23 protein-coding genes are annotated in these 18,623 nt (G+C 42.3%); 13 read left to right on the forward strand and 10 right to left on the reverse strand.

The annotated features are described in order from the left end of the window. Positions 1–8: 8 nt before the first annotated feature. Positions 9–2,183 (forward strand): PhoX family protein, encoded by a 2,175-nt coding sequence (locus I593_RS14015; RefSeq protein ID WP_016168244.1) that lies wholly within the window; start codon positions 9–11, stop codon positions 2,181–2,183. Between the two features lie 40 nt (positions 2,184–2,223). Here I593_RS14015 and I593_RS14020 read toward each other — a convergent pair whose 3' ends face one another. Continuing rightward, positions 2,224–3,018 carry an NRDE family protein gene (locus I593_RS14020; RefSeq protein ID WP_016168245.1) on the reverse strand — a complete coding sequence of 265 codons (795 nt, stop codon included), beginning with the start codon at positions 3,016–3,018 and terminating at the stop codon, positions 2,224–2,226. Positions 3,019–3,111: 93 nt separating this feature from the next. Between I593_RS14020 and lgt the strand changes: the two genes are divergently transcribed. The 3 genes from lgt to I593_RS14035 all read left to right on the forward strand — a co-directional run bounded on the left by lgt (position 3,112) and on the right by I593_RS14035 (position 4,770). Next, positions 3,112–3,924: a prolipoprotein diacylglyceryl transferase gene (lgt, locus tag I593_RS14025; RefSeq protein ID WP_016168246.1), complete on the forward strand. Its 813-nt coding sequence runs from the start codon at positions 3,112–3,114 to the stop codon at positions 3,922–3,924. A gap of 92 nt (positions 3,925–4,016) precedes the next feature. Further along, on the forward strand, positions 4,017–4,391 hold the full coding sequence (locus I593_RS14030; RefSeq protein ID WP_016168247.1) for a hypothetical protein: 375 nt from the start codon (positions 4,017–4,019) through the stop codon (positions 4,389–4,391). Between the two features lie 7 nt (positions 4,392–4,398). Then, the gene (locus I593_RS14035; RefSeq protein ID WP_016168248.1) at positions 4,399–4,770 is read left to right on the forward strand and encodes a hypothetical protein; all 372 of its coding nucleotides are present in this window, start codon (positions 4,399–4,401) and stop codon (positions 4,768–4,770) included. Positions 4,771–4,868: 98 nt separating this feature from the next. On the opposite strand, the gene I593_RS14040 is transcribed toward I593_RS14035, so the two are convergent. Further along, the gene (locus I593_RS14040) at positions 4,869–5,378 is read right to left on the reverse strand and encodes a peptidoglycan amidohydrolase family protein (protein ID WP_016168249.1); all 510 of its coding nucleotides are present in this window, start codon (positions 5,376–5,378) and stop codon (positions 4,869–4,871) included. A 410-nt stretch (positions 5,379–5,788) separates the two neighbouring features. On the opposite strand from I593_RS14040, the gene thyA reads away from it, so the two are divergent. The 5 genes from thyA (at position 5,789) to msrA (ending at position 9,491) form a co-directional block, all read left to right on the forward strand. After that, positions 5,789–6,631, forward strand: a complete 843-nt coding sequence (gene thyA, locus I593_RS14045; RefSeq protein WP_016168250.1) for a thymidylate synthase — start codon at positions 5,789–5,791, stop codon at positions 6,629–6,631. Positions 6,632–6,699: 68 nt separating this feature from the next. Continuing rightward, positions 6,700–7,212, forward strand: a complete 513-nt coding sequence (locus tag I593_RS14050) for a dihydrofolate reductase (protein WP_016168251.1) — start codon at positions 6,700–6,702, stop codon at positions 7,210–7,212. Between the two features lie 24 nt (positions 7,213–7,236). Next, positions 7,237–8,274, forward strand: a complete 1,038-nt coding sequence (locus I593_RS14055) for an Lnb N-terminal periplasmic domain-containing protein (protein WP_016168252.1) — start codon at positions 7,237–7,239, stop codon at positions 8,272–8,274. Between the two features lie 119 nt (positions 8,275–8,393). Then, positions 8,394–8,849, forward strand: a complete 456-nt coding sequence (locus I593_RS14060) for an META domain-containing protein (RefSeq protein ID WP_016168253.1) — start codon at positions 8,394–8,396, stop codon at positions 8,847–8,849. Between the two features lie 117 nt (positions 8,850–8,966). After that, complete coding sequence (gene msrA / locus I593_RS14065; protein ID WP_016168254.1) at positions 8,967–9,491, forward strand: peptide-methionine (S)-S-oxide reductase MsrA; 525 nt, start codon at positions 8,967–8,969, stop codon at positions 9,489–9,491. Positions 9,492–9,543: 52 nt separating this feature from the next. Here the strand turns inward: msrA and I593_RS14070 are convergent, their stop codons facing one another. The 5 genes from I593_RS14070 to I593_RS14090 all read right to left on the reverse strand — a co-directional run bounded on the left by I593_RS14070 (position 9,544) and on the right by I593_RS14090 (position 13,221). Then, complete coding sequence (locus tag I593_RS14070) at positions 9,544–9,948, reverse strand: ExbD/TolR family protein (protein ID WP_016168255.1); 405 nt, start codon at positions 9,946–9,948, stop codon at positions 9,544–9,546. Then, on the reverse strand, positions 9,948–10,571 hold the full coding sequence (locus tag I593_RS14075) for a MotA/TolQ/ExbB proton channel family protein (protein ID WP_016168256.1): 624 nt from the start codon (positions 10,569–10,571) through the stop codon (positions 9,948–9,950). Before I593_RS14075 ends, I593_RS14070 begins: the two co-directional genes overlap by 1 nt. Before the next feature lie 19 nt (positions 10,572–10,590). After that, entirely contained in the window at positions 10,591–11,364 is a 774-nt protein-coding gene (locus I593_RS14080) for an energy transducer TonB family protein (protein WP_016168257.1), read from the reverse strand. Positions 11,365–11,580: 216 nt separating this feature from the next. Next, positions 11,581–12,447, reverse strand: coding sequence for a formyltetrahydrofolate deformylase (purU, locus tag I593_RS14085; protein WP_026440903.1), 867 nt, complete (start codon positions 12,445–12,447; stop codon positions 11,581–11,583). An 81-nt stretch (positions 12,448–12,528) separates the two neighbouring features. Further along, positions 12,529–13,221 carry a TetR/AcrR family transcriptional regulator gene (locus tag I593_RS14090; RefSeq protein WP_016168259.1) on the reverse strand — a complete coding sequence of 231 codons (693 nt, stop codon included), beginning with the start codon at positions 13,219–13,221 and terminating at the stop codon, positions 12,529–12,531. A 116-nt stretch (positions 13,222–13,337) separates the two neighbouring features. On the opposite strand from I593_RS14090, the gene I593_RS14095 reads away from it, so the two are divergent. The 4 genes from I593_RS14095 to I593_RS14110 all read left to right on the forward strand — a co-directional run bounded on the left by I593_RS14095 (position 13,338) and on the right by I593_RS14110 (position 17,225). After that, positions 13,338–14,786 (forward strand): coniferyl aldehyde dehydrogenase, encoded by a 1,449-nt coding sequence (locus I593_RS14095; RefSeq protein ID WP_016168260.1) that lies wholly within the window; start codon positions 13,338–13,340, stop codon positions 14,784–14,786. A 165-nt stretch (positions 14,787–14,951) separates the two neighbouring features. Further along, positions 14,952–15,188, forward strand: coding sequence for a 50S ribosomal protein L28 (rpmB, locus tag I593_RS14100; protein WP_000048256.1), 237 nt, complete (start codon positions 14,952–14,954; stop codon positions 15,186–15,188). A gap of 16 nt (positions 15,189–15,204) precedes the next feature. After that, entirely contained in the window at positions 15,205–15,360 is a 156-nt protein-coding gene (rpmG, locus tag I593_RS14105; RefSeq protein ID WP_003654787.1) for a 50S ribosomal protein L33, read from the forward strand. Between the two features lie 146 nt (positions 15,361–15,506). Then, on the forward strand, positions 15,507–17,225 hold the full coding sequence (locus tag I593_RS14110) for a cation:proton antiporter (protein WP_016168261.1): 1,719 nt from the start codon (positions 15,507–15,509) through the stop codon (positions 17,223–17,225). A 63-nt stretch (positions 17,226–17,288) separates the two neighbouring features. On the opposite strand, the gene I593_RS14115 is transcribed toward I593_RS14110, so the two are convergent. From I593_RS14115 to I593_RS14125, 3 genes are all read right to left on the reverse strand, one after another. Continuing rightward, positions 17,289–17,567 (reverse strand): hypothetical protein, encoded by a 279-nt coding sequence (locus I593_RS14115; RefSeq protein ID WP_016168262.1) that lies wholly within the window; start codon positions 17,565–17,567, stop codon positions 17,289–17,291. Between the two features lie 109 nt (positions 17,568–17,676). Then, a complete protein-coding gene (locus I593_RS14120; RefSeq protein WP_016168263.1) occupies positions 17,677–18,180 on the reverse strand; it encodes a DUF6586 family protein in 504 nt (167 codons plus the stop codon). Between the two features lie 75 nt (positions 18,181–18,255). After that, complete coding sequence (locus tag I593_RS14125) at positions 18,256–18,618, reverse strand: ASCH domain-containing protein (RefSeq protein ID WP_016168264.1); 363 nt, start codon at positions 18,616–18,618, stop codon at positions 18,256–18,258. Positions 18,619–18,623: the final 5 nt, after the last annotated feature.

Below are 18,623 nucleotides of genomic sequence, written 5' to 3' on the forward strand. Positions count from 1 at the left end.
GAAAAAACATGACCGAGCTGACGCCATATCATGAAGATCAGGAACTAGATAACAACACCTCTGATAATGTTCACTTCAGTGACATTTTAGAACAGCGTATGACTCGCCGCAGTCTCATTGGTAAAACTGCAAGTGGTGCTGTGGCACTTGCATTGGCATCGTCATTGACCGCGTGTAGTGATGATGATAACGATAATGCGACACCGCCAAGCAAACCTGTAGATCCAAATAAAAAACCAACAGAACTCACTTTCTCTGTAGTGAATAAAAACTTAGATGATATTGTGACTGTACCAGAAGGCTATCAAGCCACTGTACTGTATGCACTAGGTGACTCGATCAATCCAAGCTATGCCGATTGGGATGATAACAATATTCCTTCAGGCCCAAGCTTCCAGTTCCGTTCTGGAGATTGTCATGACGGTATGCACTATTTTGGTTTAAACAGTAGCAGCAAATTTGATGACACGGTGTCGACGGAAGGTTTGCTGGTGATGAACCACGAATATATCAACCAAACTTTCCTACATCCTACAGGCGCCACTAAAGTCAATGGTCGTCGCCCAGAAGAAGAAGTCATTCGTGAAACCAATGCGCATGGCGTATCGGTTGTACACATTAAAAAAGATAGCGCTACGCAAAAAGTTGAGATTGTGAAAAACTCACTCTTTAACCGTCGTATTACAGCATCAACGGTGATGGATTTTGCGGGTGCCGCAGCAAGTTCAGATTTGGTCAAAACCAAGTTCTCTCCTGCGGGCAAGCAAACTCGTGGTACGCACAACAACTGTGGTAATGGCTATACTCCTTGGGGTACTTACCTCACCACGGAAGAAAACTTCATTGGTTATTTTGCGCGTAGTGCAACGGATGATGCCAACCGTAGTGCAGCCGAAATTGTCGCACTAAAACGTTATGGTCTCAAAGCAGGTTCAAGCTCACGTTATGGTTGGGAAACTGCGCTCGGACAACTTGAATCGCAAGATCTATATGACCGTTGGAATGCCAGTGTTGTGGCTGATCAGGCGACAGCAGACTATCGTAATGGACCGAACACTTTTGGCTGGATGGTCGAAATTGATCCTTTTGACCGTGGTCAAAACCCTGTAAAACGTACCTCTTTAGGTCGTTTTGCCCATGAAGATAGTGCTTGTCGTGCTGTACAAGGTGAACCTTTAGCCTTCTATATGGGCGATGACTCACGTGGTGAATACATCTATAAGTTTGTTTCTGCTGCCAACTGGGATAGCAAGGATGTTAACGGTGGTTATACCGCTGGTGACAAATACATGAATAACGGGACCTTATATGTCGCTAAATTCAATAGCGATGGCTCGGGGCAATGGTTAGAACTCAGCTATGGTAAGAATGGTTTAGATGCATCCAATAGCGTGTATCCATTTAGCTCACAAGCCGATGTCGTGACTTTTGCGCGACTTGCAGCAGATGCGGTGGGTGCAACCAAAATGGATCGCCCTGAGTGGGCAACAGTGAACCCTGTCAATGGTGAAGTTTATGTTACGCTGACCAACAACTCTAAGCGTGGACTTGACTACCCAACAGACGCTGCCAACCCGCGTAACTACGCTGATCCTGAAGGTGGTAAAGGAAACGTCAATGGTCACATTATCCGTTTTAAAGAAACAGATAATAAAACCACAGCAACAGCCTTTACGTGGGACATCTACCTATTTGGCTCTGAAGCCGCTATGGCAGCCAATATTAACTTGTCAGGCTTGACAGATAATAATGATTTATCTTCACCTGATGGTATGTGGTTTGACCCACGTGGTGTACTGTGGATTCAAACCGATGATGGTGCCTATACAGACGTAACGAACTGCATGATGTTAGCAGCATTACCTGGACAAATTGGAGATGGTGCAGCAACCACAGCTATCAATGGTCAAGCGACCATTGCGGGTGCTCAAGTCACGGATAAAACCTTACGTCGTTTCTTGGTCGGACCCAAAGAGTGCGAAATTACAGGGATTGCCATGACACCTGATTACAAAGCCATCTTCATTAATGTACAGCACCCTGGTGAAGATTCAGCTAGCTATGATGCAGCAACTAGCCATTGGCCAGCCACACAGACGGATCCAAAGAACAGCACAGCGCGTCCACGTTCTGCAACGGTTGTCATTACCCGTAAAGACGGCGGCATCATCGCAGGTGCATAATCTAGCATAATAAAAAATGCCGACTTAATGTCGGCATTTTTTATGTTTGATTGCTTACATATAAAGGCATTTGTACTTGCACAATCTGCCCTTGCAATTCACCTTGTTGTGACTTTTCCAACCAGTTCCAACTGTCACTACTCATTCTTAAGAAATTAGAGCAACGCGTACCATAGGCAGGACTCTGAATAAAGGTGGAAGACAAGAGTACCTCCATCTCAGGGCTAATGCCCGTATCTGGTAAAAGTTCAGGAATAATTTTGCGTTCATCTTCCAAAATATCCCATACCGCATATTGCAGTTCCACTTCTGAACTTTCTCTACGCTGCAACATCGGCAATAATTCTTGGGTAAAGCGCTTACGCAAATGCCGAGTTTTTTCCCAATGCTCTGTCATCAAGCCATTCGACACCACATATACGCCTTTGGCGAGCACTTGCGGTGCTTCACCACGATTACTCATATAAATCGCTTGCTCCCGATCTCCCAAGAACAAATTAAAACCTGCATATTTGCGTTGTTGCAGTTCTAGCTGTTTTGCAAAGCGAATTGGTGCCAAATCTGATTCTAAAAATTCTTGTACCAAATGCCCACGTGAAGTTGGATAGCTTTGCTGATCTCGTCCGTCTCGAAAATTGGTCACAACCGCCCAACGACCTGTTGCAGTTACGCCCATCCAAGTCCCACCCGATTGCAGATCTTTGCCTGCGATGACGGGACTGTCTGACCATTGAAACAAGGCTTGTGTAGGACGATGATAGAACTCATCTCGGTTTGAAATTAGGCATAACGGCGTTTGCTCTAAAATATGCCATGCGAGTGCCACAATACACATAACTTTCGCTCTATATCTTTACACATTGAATGTACAACATTTTTCATTGTATTCCGCTAAAATCTCTACAAAACATAATGACTAGGAACAGGAATGCTCACCTATCCAAATATTGACCCGATTGCGATCTCATTGGGCCCCTTACAAGTCCATTGGTATGGACTAATGTATTTATTGGCTTTCCTTTTTGCATGGGGGCTCGCCACATATCGTGCCAAACTCAGAACGGGCTGGACTTCAGACATGGTCTCCGATCTGATTTTTTATGGCGCGCTTGGGGTCGTGATTGGTGGTCGTGTCGGATATGTGTTCTTTTATGGCTTTGAACAATTTCTTGCTAATCCTTTGTGGTTATTCCAAGTCTGGACGGGTGGAATGAGTTTCCACGGTGGTTTTCTTGGAGTGATGATTGCCATGTTACTTTGGTGTAAAAAGTACCAAATGACGTGGTTCCAAACCTTAGACTTTATTGCACCATGTGTCCCGACAGGCTTAATGTTTGGTCGTATTGGTAACTTCATTGGCGGTGAACTTTATGGTCGCCCTGTCTCTGACCCTAACTTTGCTTTAGGAATGATTTTTCCGACTGACCCGCTACAACTAGTTCGCCACCCCTCTCAGCTTTACCAAGCGCTATGTGAAGGACTGATTCTGTTTATTGTCCTGTGGTGGTTCAGCTCTAAACCTCGTCCTCGTATGGCGGTATCTGCACTGTTCCTGATTGGTTATGGCATTGCGCGCTTTGTGGTCGAGTTCTTCCGCGAACCTGACAATGGTCAATTATTTATTGCATGGATGAGTAAAGGACAATTCCTAACCATCCCAATGATTCTGATTGGCTTCTGGATGATGTGGTATGCCTATCAGAAGAAAGTCTACGACTGGGGACCCCTTAAAAATAATTAATTCTGTATGTCTTTACCCTAGAGTACGATCCGTGCATCGTGCTCTAGCTTGTGCTAAAGTTTCAATTCTCTTGCTACCCCCTCTTAAAATTTATGCTCGAATTCTGGTTTGATCCTAAAATTGCAGTGTTCAAAAAACTGACACTGTTTGTACTGATTGGCTTGGTAACCGCTGGGCTGTATTGGATGCAACCTTTAACACTCGATGCCATTTTAATGTTCATGGGAACAGGAATTGTGTTTCTGATCTGCCGCTATTGCAAAACCCATTTTGCTAGTAGCAATCCTGCCGGGCTACTGTATCGTTTATTCACATGGATTCCATTGGCATTGCTTTTAGCACTGATCTTTATGCATTTAAAAACTGGGGACATTCTCATTCCTGGTGCACAGAGTATAGGCTTTATGGTGTTATCTATCTGTCTATTTTCGCCGCTATCACTGCTCAATCAACATCAGCAGGATTAACGTCAAAATGCTCGAATTTTGGTACTCAGAACGCTGCACCCGTGAAATCAGACTCATCTGTAGTATTGGGGTATGTATTAGCATTTATTTCTGTTCTCGCATTGCGCAACTTGCACCACTATGGGTAGGATTAAGTCTATTGTCAGGAATGCTGATTCATATTCTATTTACACAATATCTGAAATTGGCAACTTCACATCCTTATCGAATCACGCTTCGTAATGGAATTTATATATTCCAATTGTTTGCACTCTTAAGCTTGATTTATCTATTACCAGAACCGCATAAATGGGTGCTGTGGTTACAATGCTTAGGCTTTCATGCACTTGGCTTATTTTTGGTTTCAATCTATCTCAACCGTGCCAAACGTTATGATTAGTATGATGAATACTGATTGAACCTCATACTAATTCCCATAAAAAAGACCGTTTATCTCGATGTAATAAACAGTCTTTTTTATGCTAATCACCCTATGATTTAGTGATCTAAGCGGTAATAACTATATTGCACATTGGCATTTTTATAAACGGCATAACCCGTTTGTTTAAAGTCAGAGACCCAACCTGAACCTGAATAACCTGCAATATGCCCATAAGTATGACCTTTGGTGCGGTCAATAATATAGATATCGCCTTTTTTCGGTTGGTCAAAGGATGGGCTAATACGACGGTAGCCTAATCGCTCGAGTGTATTGCCCCAATCCGCAGCAGCAACAGGATGACCCTGTACATTTGCACCCGCAGACTGTAATGCCAGACGAATACTCTTGGCACATTTCTGGGTGCTAGTACGGCGCGTGATACTGCTTAATTTCTGCGTGAATTTATCAATATCAACACGCTGAGAATTACTTGAGGTGTAGTTACGGTTGCGTTCTGTGTTTGAGCGTTTGTTATCTGGTCTTTGTTGCGCATTGGAACGAATAATGATTTGTGTTTCGGCAGGAGCATGAACATCACTCATACCCGTATTAACATCATAAATCATCCTTAAAACCTCAAACTTCTTACATCAAACACAAAAAACTGAGTGCTGATAGTAGCTCGTGAAACTTAATTTTTCATACGTAAAATGTAAAAAAATATAAACATGTAACAGAGCAACCGTTAACTTACTCTTTTTTTAGCAATTGCATGGTGGCTTTAGTCAATCTTTTTGAACAAAAAACAATCAACACTCTAATTTACTTCTCGCTCTGAACCGCTTGTAATCTGCTTGATTCAATACTTTTCACATAACTTTTTATCGGATTGGTCATCCTGAATGACCACAGCAATCTTGGGTGCTTTCCACTACACAATTCAGTATAATCATCTGCATATTTTAGAATTTATATTGGGAAGATTAAGCGAATCCGTGAAAGATTTGCTTGCCCAAATGGTTTATTTGAGAGTTTTATGAAGACGTATTTAGACCTGCTACAACACATCCTCGATCACGGTGGTGATAAAGGCGACCGTACTGGTACTGGTACGCGCTCGGTATTTGGTCATCAAATGCGTTTTGACCTAAATCAAGGCTTCCCTTTACTGACCACCAAAAAGGTTCATTTCCGCTCGATTGTGATTGAACTGTTGTGGTTCCTTAAAGGCGACACCAATGTAAAATATTTACAAGACAACAAAGTCAGCATTTGGGATGAATGGGCAACCGCAGAACAAACGGCTCGTTTTGGTCGCCCAGAAGGTGAACTCGGTCCCGTCTATGGTCATCAATGGCGAAACTTTGGTGCAACCAAACTTGAAAATGGATTGTATGCGCAAGATGGTTTTGACCAAATTTCATGGTTGGTGAATGAAATTAAAACCAATCCAAATTCACGTCGCTTAATTGTGTCTGGTTGGAATCCACAAGAAGCAGGACAAGTGGCCTTACCGCCATGTCACACCTTGTTCCAATTCTTTGTCCAAGATGGCAAATTGTCTTGTCAGTTATATCAACGTAGTGCCGACGTGTTTTTAGGCGTGCCTTTTAACATTGCCAGCTATGCCTTGCTGACGCATATGGTGGCGCAAGTGTGTGGTTTAGGTGTGGGTGATTTTGTTTGGACAGGTGGCGATACCCACCTGTATGCCAACCATTTTGAGCAAGCCAAACTACAACTGAGCCGTGAACCGCTCGGTCTGTGTCAATTAAAACTAAATCCTGAGATTCAAGATATCTTCGATTTTAAATTTGAAGATATTGAAATTGTCGGCTACGAATCGCATCCTGCAATTAAAGCCCCTGTTGCCGTTTAAGCTTCAGGACAGATGCTTTCTGCACAGAGAGCATCTTTTTTCCAAATATTTCCACAGGCTAGTGATTAATGACATTCCAGAATTTAGAAGTTGTGCATGTCGTGGCGATGGATCAGCAACGCTGTATCGGCAAAGCCAATGATTTACCTTGGCATATTCCTGCCGACCTTAAACACTTTAAAGCCATCACTCAAGGTGGCGTGGTGGTCATGGGGCGTAAAACCTTAGAGTCTATGGGACGCACCTTGCCTAAACGTGTTAATTGGGTCATTACCCGTGATCTAAACTGGTCTTTTGAAGGCACAAAGGTAGCCTATAGCATTGAGGAAGCACTCACACACGTGATAGCAGATGTACAAGCTTCAGAAAAGCCTGAAAGCATCTTTATTATTGGCGGTGGTGAAATTTTTAAACAAACCATGAATATTGCAGACCGTCTGGAATTGACCCACGTTGAACTTGATGTACAAGGTGATGCGTATTATCCTGAAATTCCGACTGAATTTAAAAAAGTAAGCTCGGAAAAACATCGAGATGAAAATACTGGGATCGTGTTTGAGTTTGCAACCTATACCAAATAACTATTCAAAAATGAGTGGCTGAGTATGCAGCAAAAAGGATCAGGTACATTGTTGTTCAAAACACTGCAATGGTTGATCCACTGTATTTTCAGCCTGTTTGTACTGTTATCTTCAATTTGGCTATGCCTTGCGCTCTGGATTCAACAACCTATTCATGCTGTTGTGACTTATACCCTCATTTTAGCGTGGGCCTGTTTTTCACTCAGTATCTTAGGCATTTATTTTAGTCAGCACCTCATCAGTCGCAATAAAGATATTCTGCTGTATCTTTTTGGCTTTGTATTGGCATTAGCATGGTACTTTGGCTTAGAAGCTCGACAAGACCGTGATTGGAATCCCGAAGTTTCTCGTTTGCTGAGTTATCAAATTAACGGGCATCAAGTCACTTTGCACAATGTTCGAGACTTTCACTGGCATGCCGATGGCAGTTATAGCGCTGCATGGCAAACGCGAGTTTTAGATTTAAATCAAATTACTGGGGTAAACATTATTACCTCGTACTGGACAGGCCCACAGATTGCCCATACTTTGGTCAGTTTTGATTTTGCCGATACCGCCCCGCTCACTTTTTCCATCGAAATTCGCAAGGAAAAAGGTGAAGAATTTTCCGCAATTGGCGGCTTTTTCCGTAAGTATGAACTGAATTTAGTTGCTGCCAATGAAACTGACATCATCTATACCCGTAGTAATATTCGGCATGAACAGGTCTATTTTTTCCCGATCAAGATGTCAAAAGCACAAAGCCAAGCTTTATTTCTCGAGTATCTGAATAAAGCCAGTGAACTGGCACAACAACCCAAATGGTATAATACGCTGAGCAGTAACTGCACCACGCTAGTATTTGACATGATTCAGGCCGTCACACAAAAACCACTGCCTGTAGATTACCGCCTATTGGCTTCGGGCTATTTGCCTAACTACCTCTACGACTTGAATGCAATTTCACACCATTACAGTATGCGTGAATGGTATCGTCAGGCACACGTCAATCCCAAGGTTCAATCTTTAGCGTCAATCCAAGACTATTCCAGAACCATTCGTCAAAGACTACCAACCCATTAGGTGCTGCGTTCTGTCTTCACAAGGTAAAAGTACAAGAAGAAATACGATAATCAACTAGAAATTTAAATCTGCTTTGTTTATAAAATAAAAAATAAAGTTAAAAAAATTGGAATTACAACATGTTAAAAAAGACCTTAAGTGTTGCCCTACTCGGCTCAGCATTACTATTCGCTGGCTGCCAGTCCACACCAAGCTCTTCTGCTGCCGAGGTCAATAACTTACAAACACTACAAAACCGTACGTGGATTGCAACTCAAATTGGTTCGCAAATGCTCAAAACCAATCCAAGCGCACGTAATATTCCCGCACTCCAGTTTGATGAAGCAACAAAACGTGTTTCTGGTGCCGATGGTTGTAACCGTTTGATGGGCACCTATCAAGCCACGGGCAATACCTTGGTACTTTCACAAATGGCATCTACTAAAATGGCATGTATTGATAATACCCTGCCGAATCAATTTAACACTGCACTAGCGAATGTGACCAACTATCAGGTGTATAACAACACCCTGAAATTACTGGATCGCAATGGCAACCTATTGGTTGAATTTAAGAGTGCAAAACAACCTCGTTAAAACTTTAAGATAAGGGTCTGTATTACAGACCTTTTTTCATTTATATAACAAACATTACATCTTGGTGCCACAATGTTCTCTTATAGTGGCGAGCAAGATTGAATTAAGGAAATTGTCATGCAACAAGCATTATTGGGTGGTGGCTGCTTTTGGTGTGTTGAAGCGGTATTTCTTCAATTAAAAGGGGTGACTCAGGTGGTCAGTGGGTATGCTGGTGGCACAACAGAAAATCCAAGCTATGAAGACATCTGCCGAGGCAATACAGGACATGCAGAGGTCATCCTGATTGATTTTGATGAAAGCCAAATTCAATACTCACAATTGCTTGAAGTATTTTTTGCAACGCATGACCCAACAACACTAAACCGTCAAGGCAATGATATTGGTACACAATATCGCTCAGTGATTTATTACTTCAACCCAGAGCAACAACAAGCGGCTGAACGAATCATTCAGGAATTAAAAGCCCAAGGCATCAATATTGTCACCGAAGTGACCCCTGCACCACAGTTTTACCCTGCCGAGGAGTATCACCAAAATTACTTTGCTCGGAACCCAACCCAAGGTTACTGTAATTTCGCTATACCGCCAAAACTTTTAAAACTCCACAGCAAGTTCCAATCACTGCTGAAAACTGAATAAATCAGCAATAAAAAAGCGACCAATATGGTCGCTTTTCTCGCATCATCAATGCTTAATTTTCACTCACAAAAGCAATATCACTGAGTCCGGCTTCACTCGCACGTGACATTACCTGTGCAACGGTGTCATAACGTGATTCTTTATCTGCACGTAATTGTACCGTTGGCTTCTGTGCGGCTTGACCTGCATCATTAAAACGAGTCTGTAACTCATCTAAACTAATGATTTGGTCATTCCACGCCACTTCACCATTGGCATTAATACTAACTGTAATTGCTTCAGGTGGTGGATCAACAATATCCGCAGTGGTTTTTGGCAAGGTCAATGGAATTGATGGGTTGGCAACGGTCGCAGTCACCAAGAAGATGATCATCAATACCAACATAATATCGATGAGCGGAATGAGATTCATCTCATTCATGCCCGAATCATTGTCTTCACCCAATTGAAAAGCCATTAAGCTTGACCTCCAACTAAACCTTGTTGTGCTGCTTTCACTTCAACTTTTTGCGTTGTTGTTTCTTGTTGCAACATGGTGTCGATCAATAAGCTGTGCGCTTGATCTTGCAGCTCATTCGATAAAGTACGATTAGCACGTACACAAATGTTGTACGCCAATACTGCAGGAATCGCAACAGCCAAACCTAAACCCGTCATGATCAGTGCTTCACCTACAGGGGTTGCCACTTGAGCTAAACCTGCTTGACCGCTTTTACCTACAGCAACTAGAGCATGGAAGATACCCCAAACTGTACCAAATAAACCGACAAAAGGACCGATCGAAGCAATGGTACCTAAAACAGAAATTCCTTTTTCAGCATTGGCTTTTTCAACCGAAATTTGACGCAATAATGCTTGTTCTGCAACCGCTTTACGCTGTTCAAAACTTAAAGGTGCCAATTTTGCTTTCAGCTTAGTGAGTGCTGCTGCAAGTTGAGCATGTGCTTGTTGTTTAAGTTGGCGTGTGCCCATCAGACGTAAAATAAAAATCGTCCATGTTGCGATAGACATTGCCAATAATACGAAATACAGGGTTTTACTCACCGCATCCGCATGTTGCCAATAAACTGAAAAGTTCATACTCGAACTCCTGAAATAGTTAGCCGTTAGGATTCAATGTCAATTCAAAGGGTTGCTCTGCTCGAATAGGGTAAGCAACACCATTTTCCTTGTACGGTTTGAATTTTGCATTACGCACAGAGCGTAAAATCTTTTCATCTAAAGCGGAAACACCTGTCGACTTGGTCACACGCGCATTAGTAATTTTACCCTTTTCATCGGCCTCAATGAGGATGATGATGCTACGTGTCTCACCCTTTAAGTCACTGTTGCTGTAACTTGGCTTTGGCGAACGACTCCATTGCACCCCTGAACCACCAATTGAAACATTTCTGGTTGTTGGTGTTGGCGCAGGTCTTTCCACCACTGGTTGAGCTACAGGTGCAGGTCTACTCACCACTCTGGTTTCAACCGCTGGAGTAGTCACCACTGCTGGTCTCTGCGGCTGTACTGTAGGCTGTGTAACAGGTTTAACGGTTTCTGCTTTTTTAACTTGTTGAACTTTTTCCACCTTCTTTGGAGGTTGTGACTGAGGTTTTTCCACCACTTTGACCTCTTTTACTTCCTTTGGCTTCGGCTGTTCTTTTTTCGGTTCAGCTTTTGGCTTTGGCGGTAAAGGTTTCGGTTGTTCTTGAATTTTGACAAATCGTACTTTTAATGGCTCTTTTTCCACTTTAGGAAGTTCAGGCACTTTCATTTGGCTGACCGCCCACAATACCCCAACATGCCCAATGGCAACTGCAATTAAGGCTGAGATGATTTTCTTTTTCATCGGATTAGGAGCTTGCATAGAGGGGGTAGAAAGTTGACTCATTAGAATCTATGACCTAAAAGAAGCGACTGCTCACGACAGTTTAATCGTGGATTTAACAATCAAGCTCATCGGTTAGTACAATTAAAGTATCGCAATAATAAATGAGAAGTGTTTTCATTTGCAACTATTAATTTCACTGTTTTAATGAGTTTTTTGAATCAAAATAAAAAAAGGACCGTTAAAAAACTGGTCCTTTTTCGCATAGGCTAAAAATAGTTATTGGAAAACAACTGTTTTATTGCCATCGACAATAATACGGTCTTCTAAATGCCATTTTACTGCACGCGCCAAAACATTACGTTCAACGTCTTGACCCAATTCACGCAATTGCTCAACAGTAAAGTCATGGTTTACACGCTCCACATCCTGCTCAATAATTGGACCTTGGTCTAAATCAGCAGTGACATAGTGAGCCGTAGCACCAATCAGTTTCACACCTTTCTCATGTGCTTGTTTGTATGGATTTGCCCCGACAAAAGCAGGTAGGAAAGAATGGTGAATATTGATGATTTTCATTTCCCAGTGCTTCACAAACTCTTCATCCAGAATTTGCATATAACGCGCTAAAACAAGCAAATCATTGCCTTGCATCAATTCATCAATTTTTGCGTAGGCTTCACGTTTGTTTTCTTTGGTCACTGGAACCACTTCAAACGGGATACCGAAGTTCTCTACTGCTTCACGTAAATCAGGATGATTGGAAACTACCTTCGTGATTTCACATGGTAAACCACCACGCGCATGACGCCATAACAGTTCAAGCAAAGCATGGTCAACTTTAGAGACCAAAATACCTACTTTTTTCACATCGCTAACCAAGGTCAAGCGCCATTGCATAGCGTAGCGTTCTGCAACATTTACCGCAAAAGTCTGGATCAAACTTTCTTTACGTGTTTGCAAATGGTCTAATTCAAACTCAACACGCATGAAATAACGCCCGCCAGAAGCTTCCGTTGCGTACTGATCAAGTGCGGTAATATTTGCTCCCTGATGATACAAAAAGCTCGATACAGCCTGCACGATCCCTGGCTTATCTTCACAAGTAATCAGTAAGCGTGCTGTGTTGGCAGTTGTCATGTTCATGTTGGTTCTTGTTACACCTAATTTAAATAAGCCGAGTATTCTAGCGCGTTTTACACGCTGACTAAATAGCTGGTTTCAGCTTCAATTGTTTTTCACATGTGAGAGACTGGCAAATAGCTCAGAAGGGCCAAAACTTTCCAGTAATCGCTCATAGGTTTCACGGCTTTCACCACGTAAATAGGCCCCTTCAAGGAACACCATTTGACGTAAAGCTTGCCACACCCACTTTTCTTCCAAATGGTTAGAGTCACTGATGTGCCCAGACATATATAAGAAGTTGGTCCAGTTGGTCAGTACAATCCACAAGTTAATGACCAAGGCTTCAATTTCTGAAGACGTCATTTGCATTAAACCTGCATCCACAAAGGCCTGATAAATTTTCTGACCTTGTTGCATGACTTGTCCCGCAAAACGAGGATACATTTTTCGAAAATCTTCATTGTTTTCAACCAAATGATAAACATCACGGTGCAAAAAGCGATAAGCCCACAACTGGTTGCTTAAGACTTGAAAATAACTAATTTTGTCATTCACATCCAAAGCACGGTCATCGGGTAGCGCGAGCATTTCCAGCGTTTCTTTCTGGTACTGCTCCATCAACTCTTTAATAATTTCATTTTTATTGCGAAAGTGGTAATACAAATTGCCTGGACTCATGCCCAATTCAGCAGCAATATGATTGGTTGTGACCGAGCGTTCACCACGTTCATTAAACAACTGCAAACTCAATTGCAAAATGCGTTCTTTGGTTTTCACCGTTTTGGAGTGAGACATCCTAAAGTAACCATATATTCAATGGGTTAGAAAACTAACACAGTAAGTGACTTGACTATTTAGAGCATTTGCTCTAAAAAATTAATTATCCGCTTTAATGTAACTGGTAGTGCGTCATGAACAGTCAAACAAAAACAACAGCAATGACACCACATGCTTTTGATCTTCAATACTTACACGACGTACTTGAACAACAAAAGCATGCTTACCAACGTTATCCTTTACCAACAGCAAAGGAACGTATTGATCGTTTAGCACGGCTTAAGCGTATCTTGGTTAAGTACCAAGATCAATTCGCAGAAGCAATCGACCTCGATTATGGTAACCGTTCTATTGCCGAAACCAAAATCGGTGAATTACTCACCTGCCTTGAACAGATTAAATATTATAGCAAGCATTTAGCAAAATGGATGAAGCCCTCCAAGCGACACGTCGGAATCATCCATCAACCCGCTAAAGCTTGGGTGCAATATCAACCTTTAGGCATCATTGGTATTATTGCGCCTTGGAACTATCCTTTATTACTCTCGGTTGGCCCGCTTATTTGTGCTTTAGCTGCGGGCAACCATGCCATGATTAAAGTCTCAAGCTCATCCTCTAACTTTGGACGTGTACTTGAACTGGCTTTATCTGAAATCTTCCCACAAGAGTTGGTGGCTGTCATAAATGGCGGTGGTGCCATTTCAGATGCCTTTAGTCATCTGGCTTTTGATAAAATTGTATTTACAGGCTCCACCAATGTTGGCAAAACTGTGATGGCAGCCGCTTCAGAAAATTTAGTTCCCGTGATTCTTGAACTGGGCGGTAAATCACCTGTATTGGTACACCCGTCTATTGACTTAGAAGATGTCGCTCAGCGCGTTGCTGTCGGCAAACTGTGGAATGCAGGTCAAACTTGTGTTGCACCTGACTTTATGTTTCTACCAAAAGGCAAAACCCAAGAGTTTATTGAAAAGTTTCAAGCTTGCGTTTTAGAGATGTACCCGCATTTCAAAGATAATCAGGATTACACTTCTATTATTAATGATAAGCAATACCGACGTATTCAAGGCTATTTAGAAAATGCTCAAGCGCATGGCGCACGAATTATTGCGATTAACCCATTGCATGAAGATTTACACGAAGTACGTAAAATTGCACCAACCATTGTCGCAGGTGTGACGCCAGACATGCAGATTATGCAGAATGAGATCTTTGGTCCTCTATTACCAATCATGGAATATGATCAAATTGATGATGTAATCGACTTTATTAATAGCCGTCCTCGCCCACTTGCTTTATACTACTTCGACTTTGATCAGGCGCGTGCGGATTATGTCGCACAGCGTACCCATTCAGGGCATTTTGGACAAAACACGGTATTAACCCATGTTGCACAAGACGATTTACCATTTGGTGGCGTTGGTGCATCAGGAATGGGTAAGTATCATGGTCCAGAAGGTTTCTTCAGTTTGTCGCATGAACGGTCTATGATGTCGAATCCAAAGCTGTACAGCTTTAAATACATTCTCCCACCGTTTAATAAGCCGATTCACAAATTGATTTTGAAAACTCTTCTTCGCTAAATGATCAAGGCATGATCTATCGCATTGGGTCATGTCCCGTTTTATCAAAAATCGCTTGTCTTTTAAGCGCATTTTTGATATAAAACGCCCCTTGAATGAATTCAATCCGTTTATTTTTGACTGGCCATACAGATTTGCTGTTGGCTAAATCAATGGAGTTACACCATGTCTAAGGTTTGCCAAGTTACCGGCAAGCGTCCAGTCGTTGGTAACAACGTCTCACACGCCAACAACAAAACTAAGCGCCGGTTCGAGCCGAACCTGCATCACCACCGTTTCTGGTTAGAAAGCGAAAAACGTTTCGTACGTCTTCGTTTAACCACTAAAGGTATGCGTATTATCGACAAATTGGGCATTGAAAAGGTTGTTGCTGACCTTCGTGCTCAAGGTCAAAAGATCTAAGTAAGGAGTCAGGACAATGCGTGATAAGATTCGCTTAGTTTCTACAGCTGGTACAGGTTATTTCTATACCACTACTAAAAACAAACGTACTATGCCGGAAAAAATGGAAATCAAAAAATTTGATCCAAAAATCCGTCAACACGTAATTTTTAAAGAAGCTAAAATCAAATAATTTTGGTTTCTTAAAAGAAAACGACCTAATCTTAGGTCGTTTTTTTTTTGCATTTTTTTTATGCATCTTGATAAACTTAAATAAATTTTTGGCATTCTTTGTGCTTATTTCTTTTCACCCTTAACTTTCTGTTTAAGGAGTTTTTAGTGCCACATAATGTAGACCTCATCATATTACTGGCTTTTGGATTTGGACTCGCACTTGTTTTTGGTTACCTTGCGGCTCGTTTACGCCTCCCTCCGCTGATTGGGTATTTAATTGCAGGTATTATTATTAGTCCGAACACCCCAGGAATTGTTGCGGACATTCAACTTGCCAACCAACTTGCCGAACTGGGTGTCATGTTCCTGATGTTTGGGGTCGGCATGCACTTTTCACTAAATGATCTCCTACAAGTCCGACGCATCGCACTGCCTGGTGCCATTTTACAAATTGCAGTCGCAACACTATTAGGCATTGGGGTTTCCATGCTTTGGGGATGGAGCTTTGGTTCCGCCCTAGTGTTCGGTCTGAGTTTATCTTGTGCCAGTACTGTCGTATTACTCAAAGCCTTGGGGGATCGAGGTCTACTCAATTCGGTCAATGGTAAAATTGCAGTAGGCTGGCTCTTAGTTGAAGATCTGGTCATGGTCTTGGTGTTGGTGTTACTGCCTGCAACAGCAGTATTGCTAGGTGGCGAATCAATGACTACTCATGGTGGCAACGATAACATTTGGCTCACCTTAGGGCTGACGTTATTAAAAGTTGCAGGCTTCATCGCCTTTATGCTGATTGTGGGTAAACGTCTTGTCCCGTTGATTATGCAATTTGTTGCCCGTTTAGGCTCACGTGAGTTGTTTACCCTCACCGTGGTTGCTGCGGCTGTTTCGATTGCTTTTGGTGCCTATAAAGTCTTTGGCGTTTCTATGGCACTTGGTGCATTCTTTGCAGGTATGGTCGTTAAAGAATCTGACTTTAGCCACCGTGCCGAAGAGGAAACTCTACCTTTACGTGAAATCTTCTCGATTCTATTTTTCGTTTCGGTTGGTATGCTGTTTGATCCGCGTATTTTATGGGAACAGCCTGAACATGTCTTGGCAGTCGTTGCAATTATCATGATTGGTAAAACCATTGCAGCAATGGCACTGGTACTGTTTTTCCGCTATCCGATCAATACAGCCCTGACTGTGGGTGCGAGTTTGGCGCAAATTGGAGAATTCTCCTTCATTCTTGCCACTTTGGGACTGTCCTTAAAACTCCTTTCCCTCGAAGGACAGAATTTGATTCTGGCAGGGGCACTCATCTCCATTACCTTAAACTCTTTTATTTTCTCTGCAATCGAACCCCTTCAAAACTGGATTCGCGAGCGCTCTTCACTGGCACGTTTGCTAGAACGTAGTGGCGATCCGCTTGCGATGTTACCTGATGAAGTTTCACAAGATTATCTGCGTGATCAAGTCGTGATTGTCGGACATGGCGAAGTCGGACGTCGCATCACCAAAACCCTGATGGCAGAAGACATTAAAGTGGTGATTGCGGAAGAAAACCGCGAAATCGTAGAAAACCTACGTGAAAAAGGCATCGCTGCTGTCTCTGGTGTGGCGACCGAACCTGGCGTACTGATTCAAGCCCATATTCAACATGCGCGATTATTGGTGTTATCTCCTATGGATATTATTGATATCCATAAAATTGTTGATATTGCTAAAACCTTAAATCCGCAAATTCAGGTCTTGATTTGTGCTGAAAGCAAACAAGAAGCCGAAGTGATCCGTAAGGAAAACATCGGCGACGTCTATTTTGCCAAAGAAGAAATGGCGAAAAATATGAGCAATCATATTCTTAATCAAATTGAAATTGCTCATCATCAAGCACCTAGCCATTAAGCTACCACTTCATTCTAAACATAAAAAAAGCGCACCTCATGTGCGCTTTTTAGCCAATATGGATTAGCTCATAAACTGTGGTTTTTCGTCCACAACCTCGGCTTGCCATTCATTCACTTGTTTTTCAAGCAAGCCAAATAAAGCTGCCTGAATCATGTGCTGTGCAATCACGGCTGTTTGGTCACCCAATAACGCTTTAACTTCATCGTTAAACTGAATTTTGACCAAAGGTTCTTTTTCTGAGCCTGCATTTCGCAACGCCAACTCACCACCTTCAAGTTGAACCAACTCTAGAACCGCTTCCTGATTCCCAAATAACTCTTTCAATTGCTCTATAGACATATGTTTCTCCATGTTCAACATGGTGGCAAAGACCTGTTGCACTTTGCATTGCTTAGATTAATTAATATCGGGTCAAAAATCTAAACTTCAAGCGCATGCCATCTTTTCCTTAAAATTCGACCATTTCATTACGAAAGCCATCAATCAATTGGGTCAAATCACGATGCCACTCACGTAGAATTTTGGTATCTGGCAACCATGCCTGAGGGGTCTGTGTGACCTTAATAATCAAATTAGACGATGTTTCATCTTCTGGTTCTGGTGCACTTGGTTCTGGTGCATACTGGCACATGCGATAGGCGCGTTTCAGCTCTGCAATAAAGCCATCTTTAGAGAGCTGCTGCATCACCACCACCTCAGGAGAAACCTGGCCCTTGGCAGCCATTTGTTCTTCAATTGACTTTAACGTCGGCTGTAAGTCATTTAAACGGTAATAACGCACCAACTCCTGCAAGAACGCGAGCACTGCCCCATGCAAATGAAAAACCGCAGCTTCACGGTAAGCTTGGGCTTGTTGAATATGATCGATTTGCTCTGCTTGCTGACACGACAAACGTGCAAAATATAATTTCTGGTTGGTTCGGTCGGCATGAAAGCGAGCTACACGAGACATACAATTTTCCTAATTTCTTGGCATGTGTTACAGGCCTAAGATTAAACTTAATTGAATTCAATGCACAATAAAAAATTACACCGCATCCAATTCTACCCAATAAATTTTTCTTCGAGCTGGTATATCCACTGGAGGATGAATAGGCCTAACATTTTCAATGACCCAAGCCCAATAGCCATCTTCCCAATAGTTTGCTTTAGCCTGTTCAATCTCACTTTTCTGCCAAGCATGAACAGATGAAATATCCACCCATGCAACCGCTCTACCTAATTCCTCATCTCCATCCTGATTCAGATAATGTGCATTTTCAACAATAACTAAATCTTTAAGAGGAAGCTCATTGGGGCGCCATGAACGAATTTCCAAGGTTTTTATGCCTTCAGCAATATAGCTTCCCGATGGCGCAACAATCGATAAAGCAGGATAAATTCTTCTCATGATTT

This window comes from Acinetobacter tandoii DSM 14970 = CIP 107469 (assembly GCF_000400735.1).
In the GTDB taxonomy this organism is placed as follows: domain Bacteria; phylum Pseudomonadota; class Gammaproteobacteria; order Pseudomonadales; family Moraxellaceae; genus Acinetobacter; species Acinetobacter tandoii.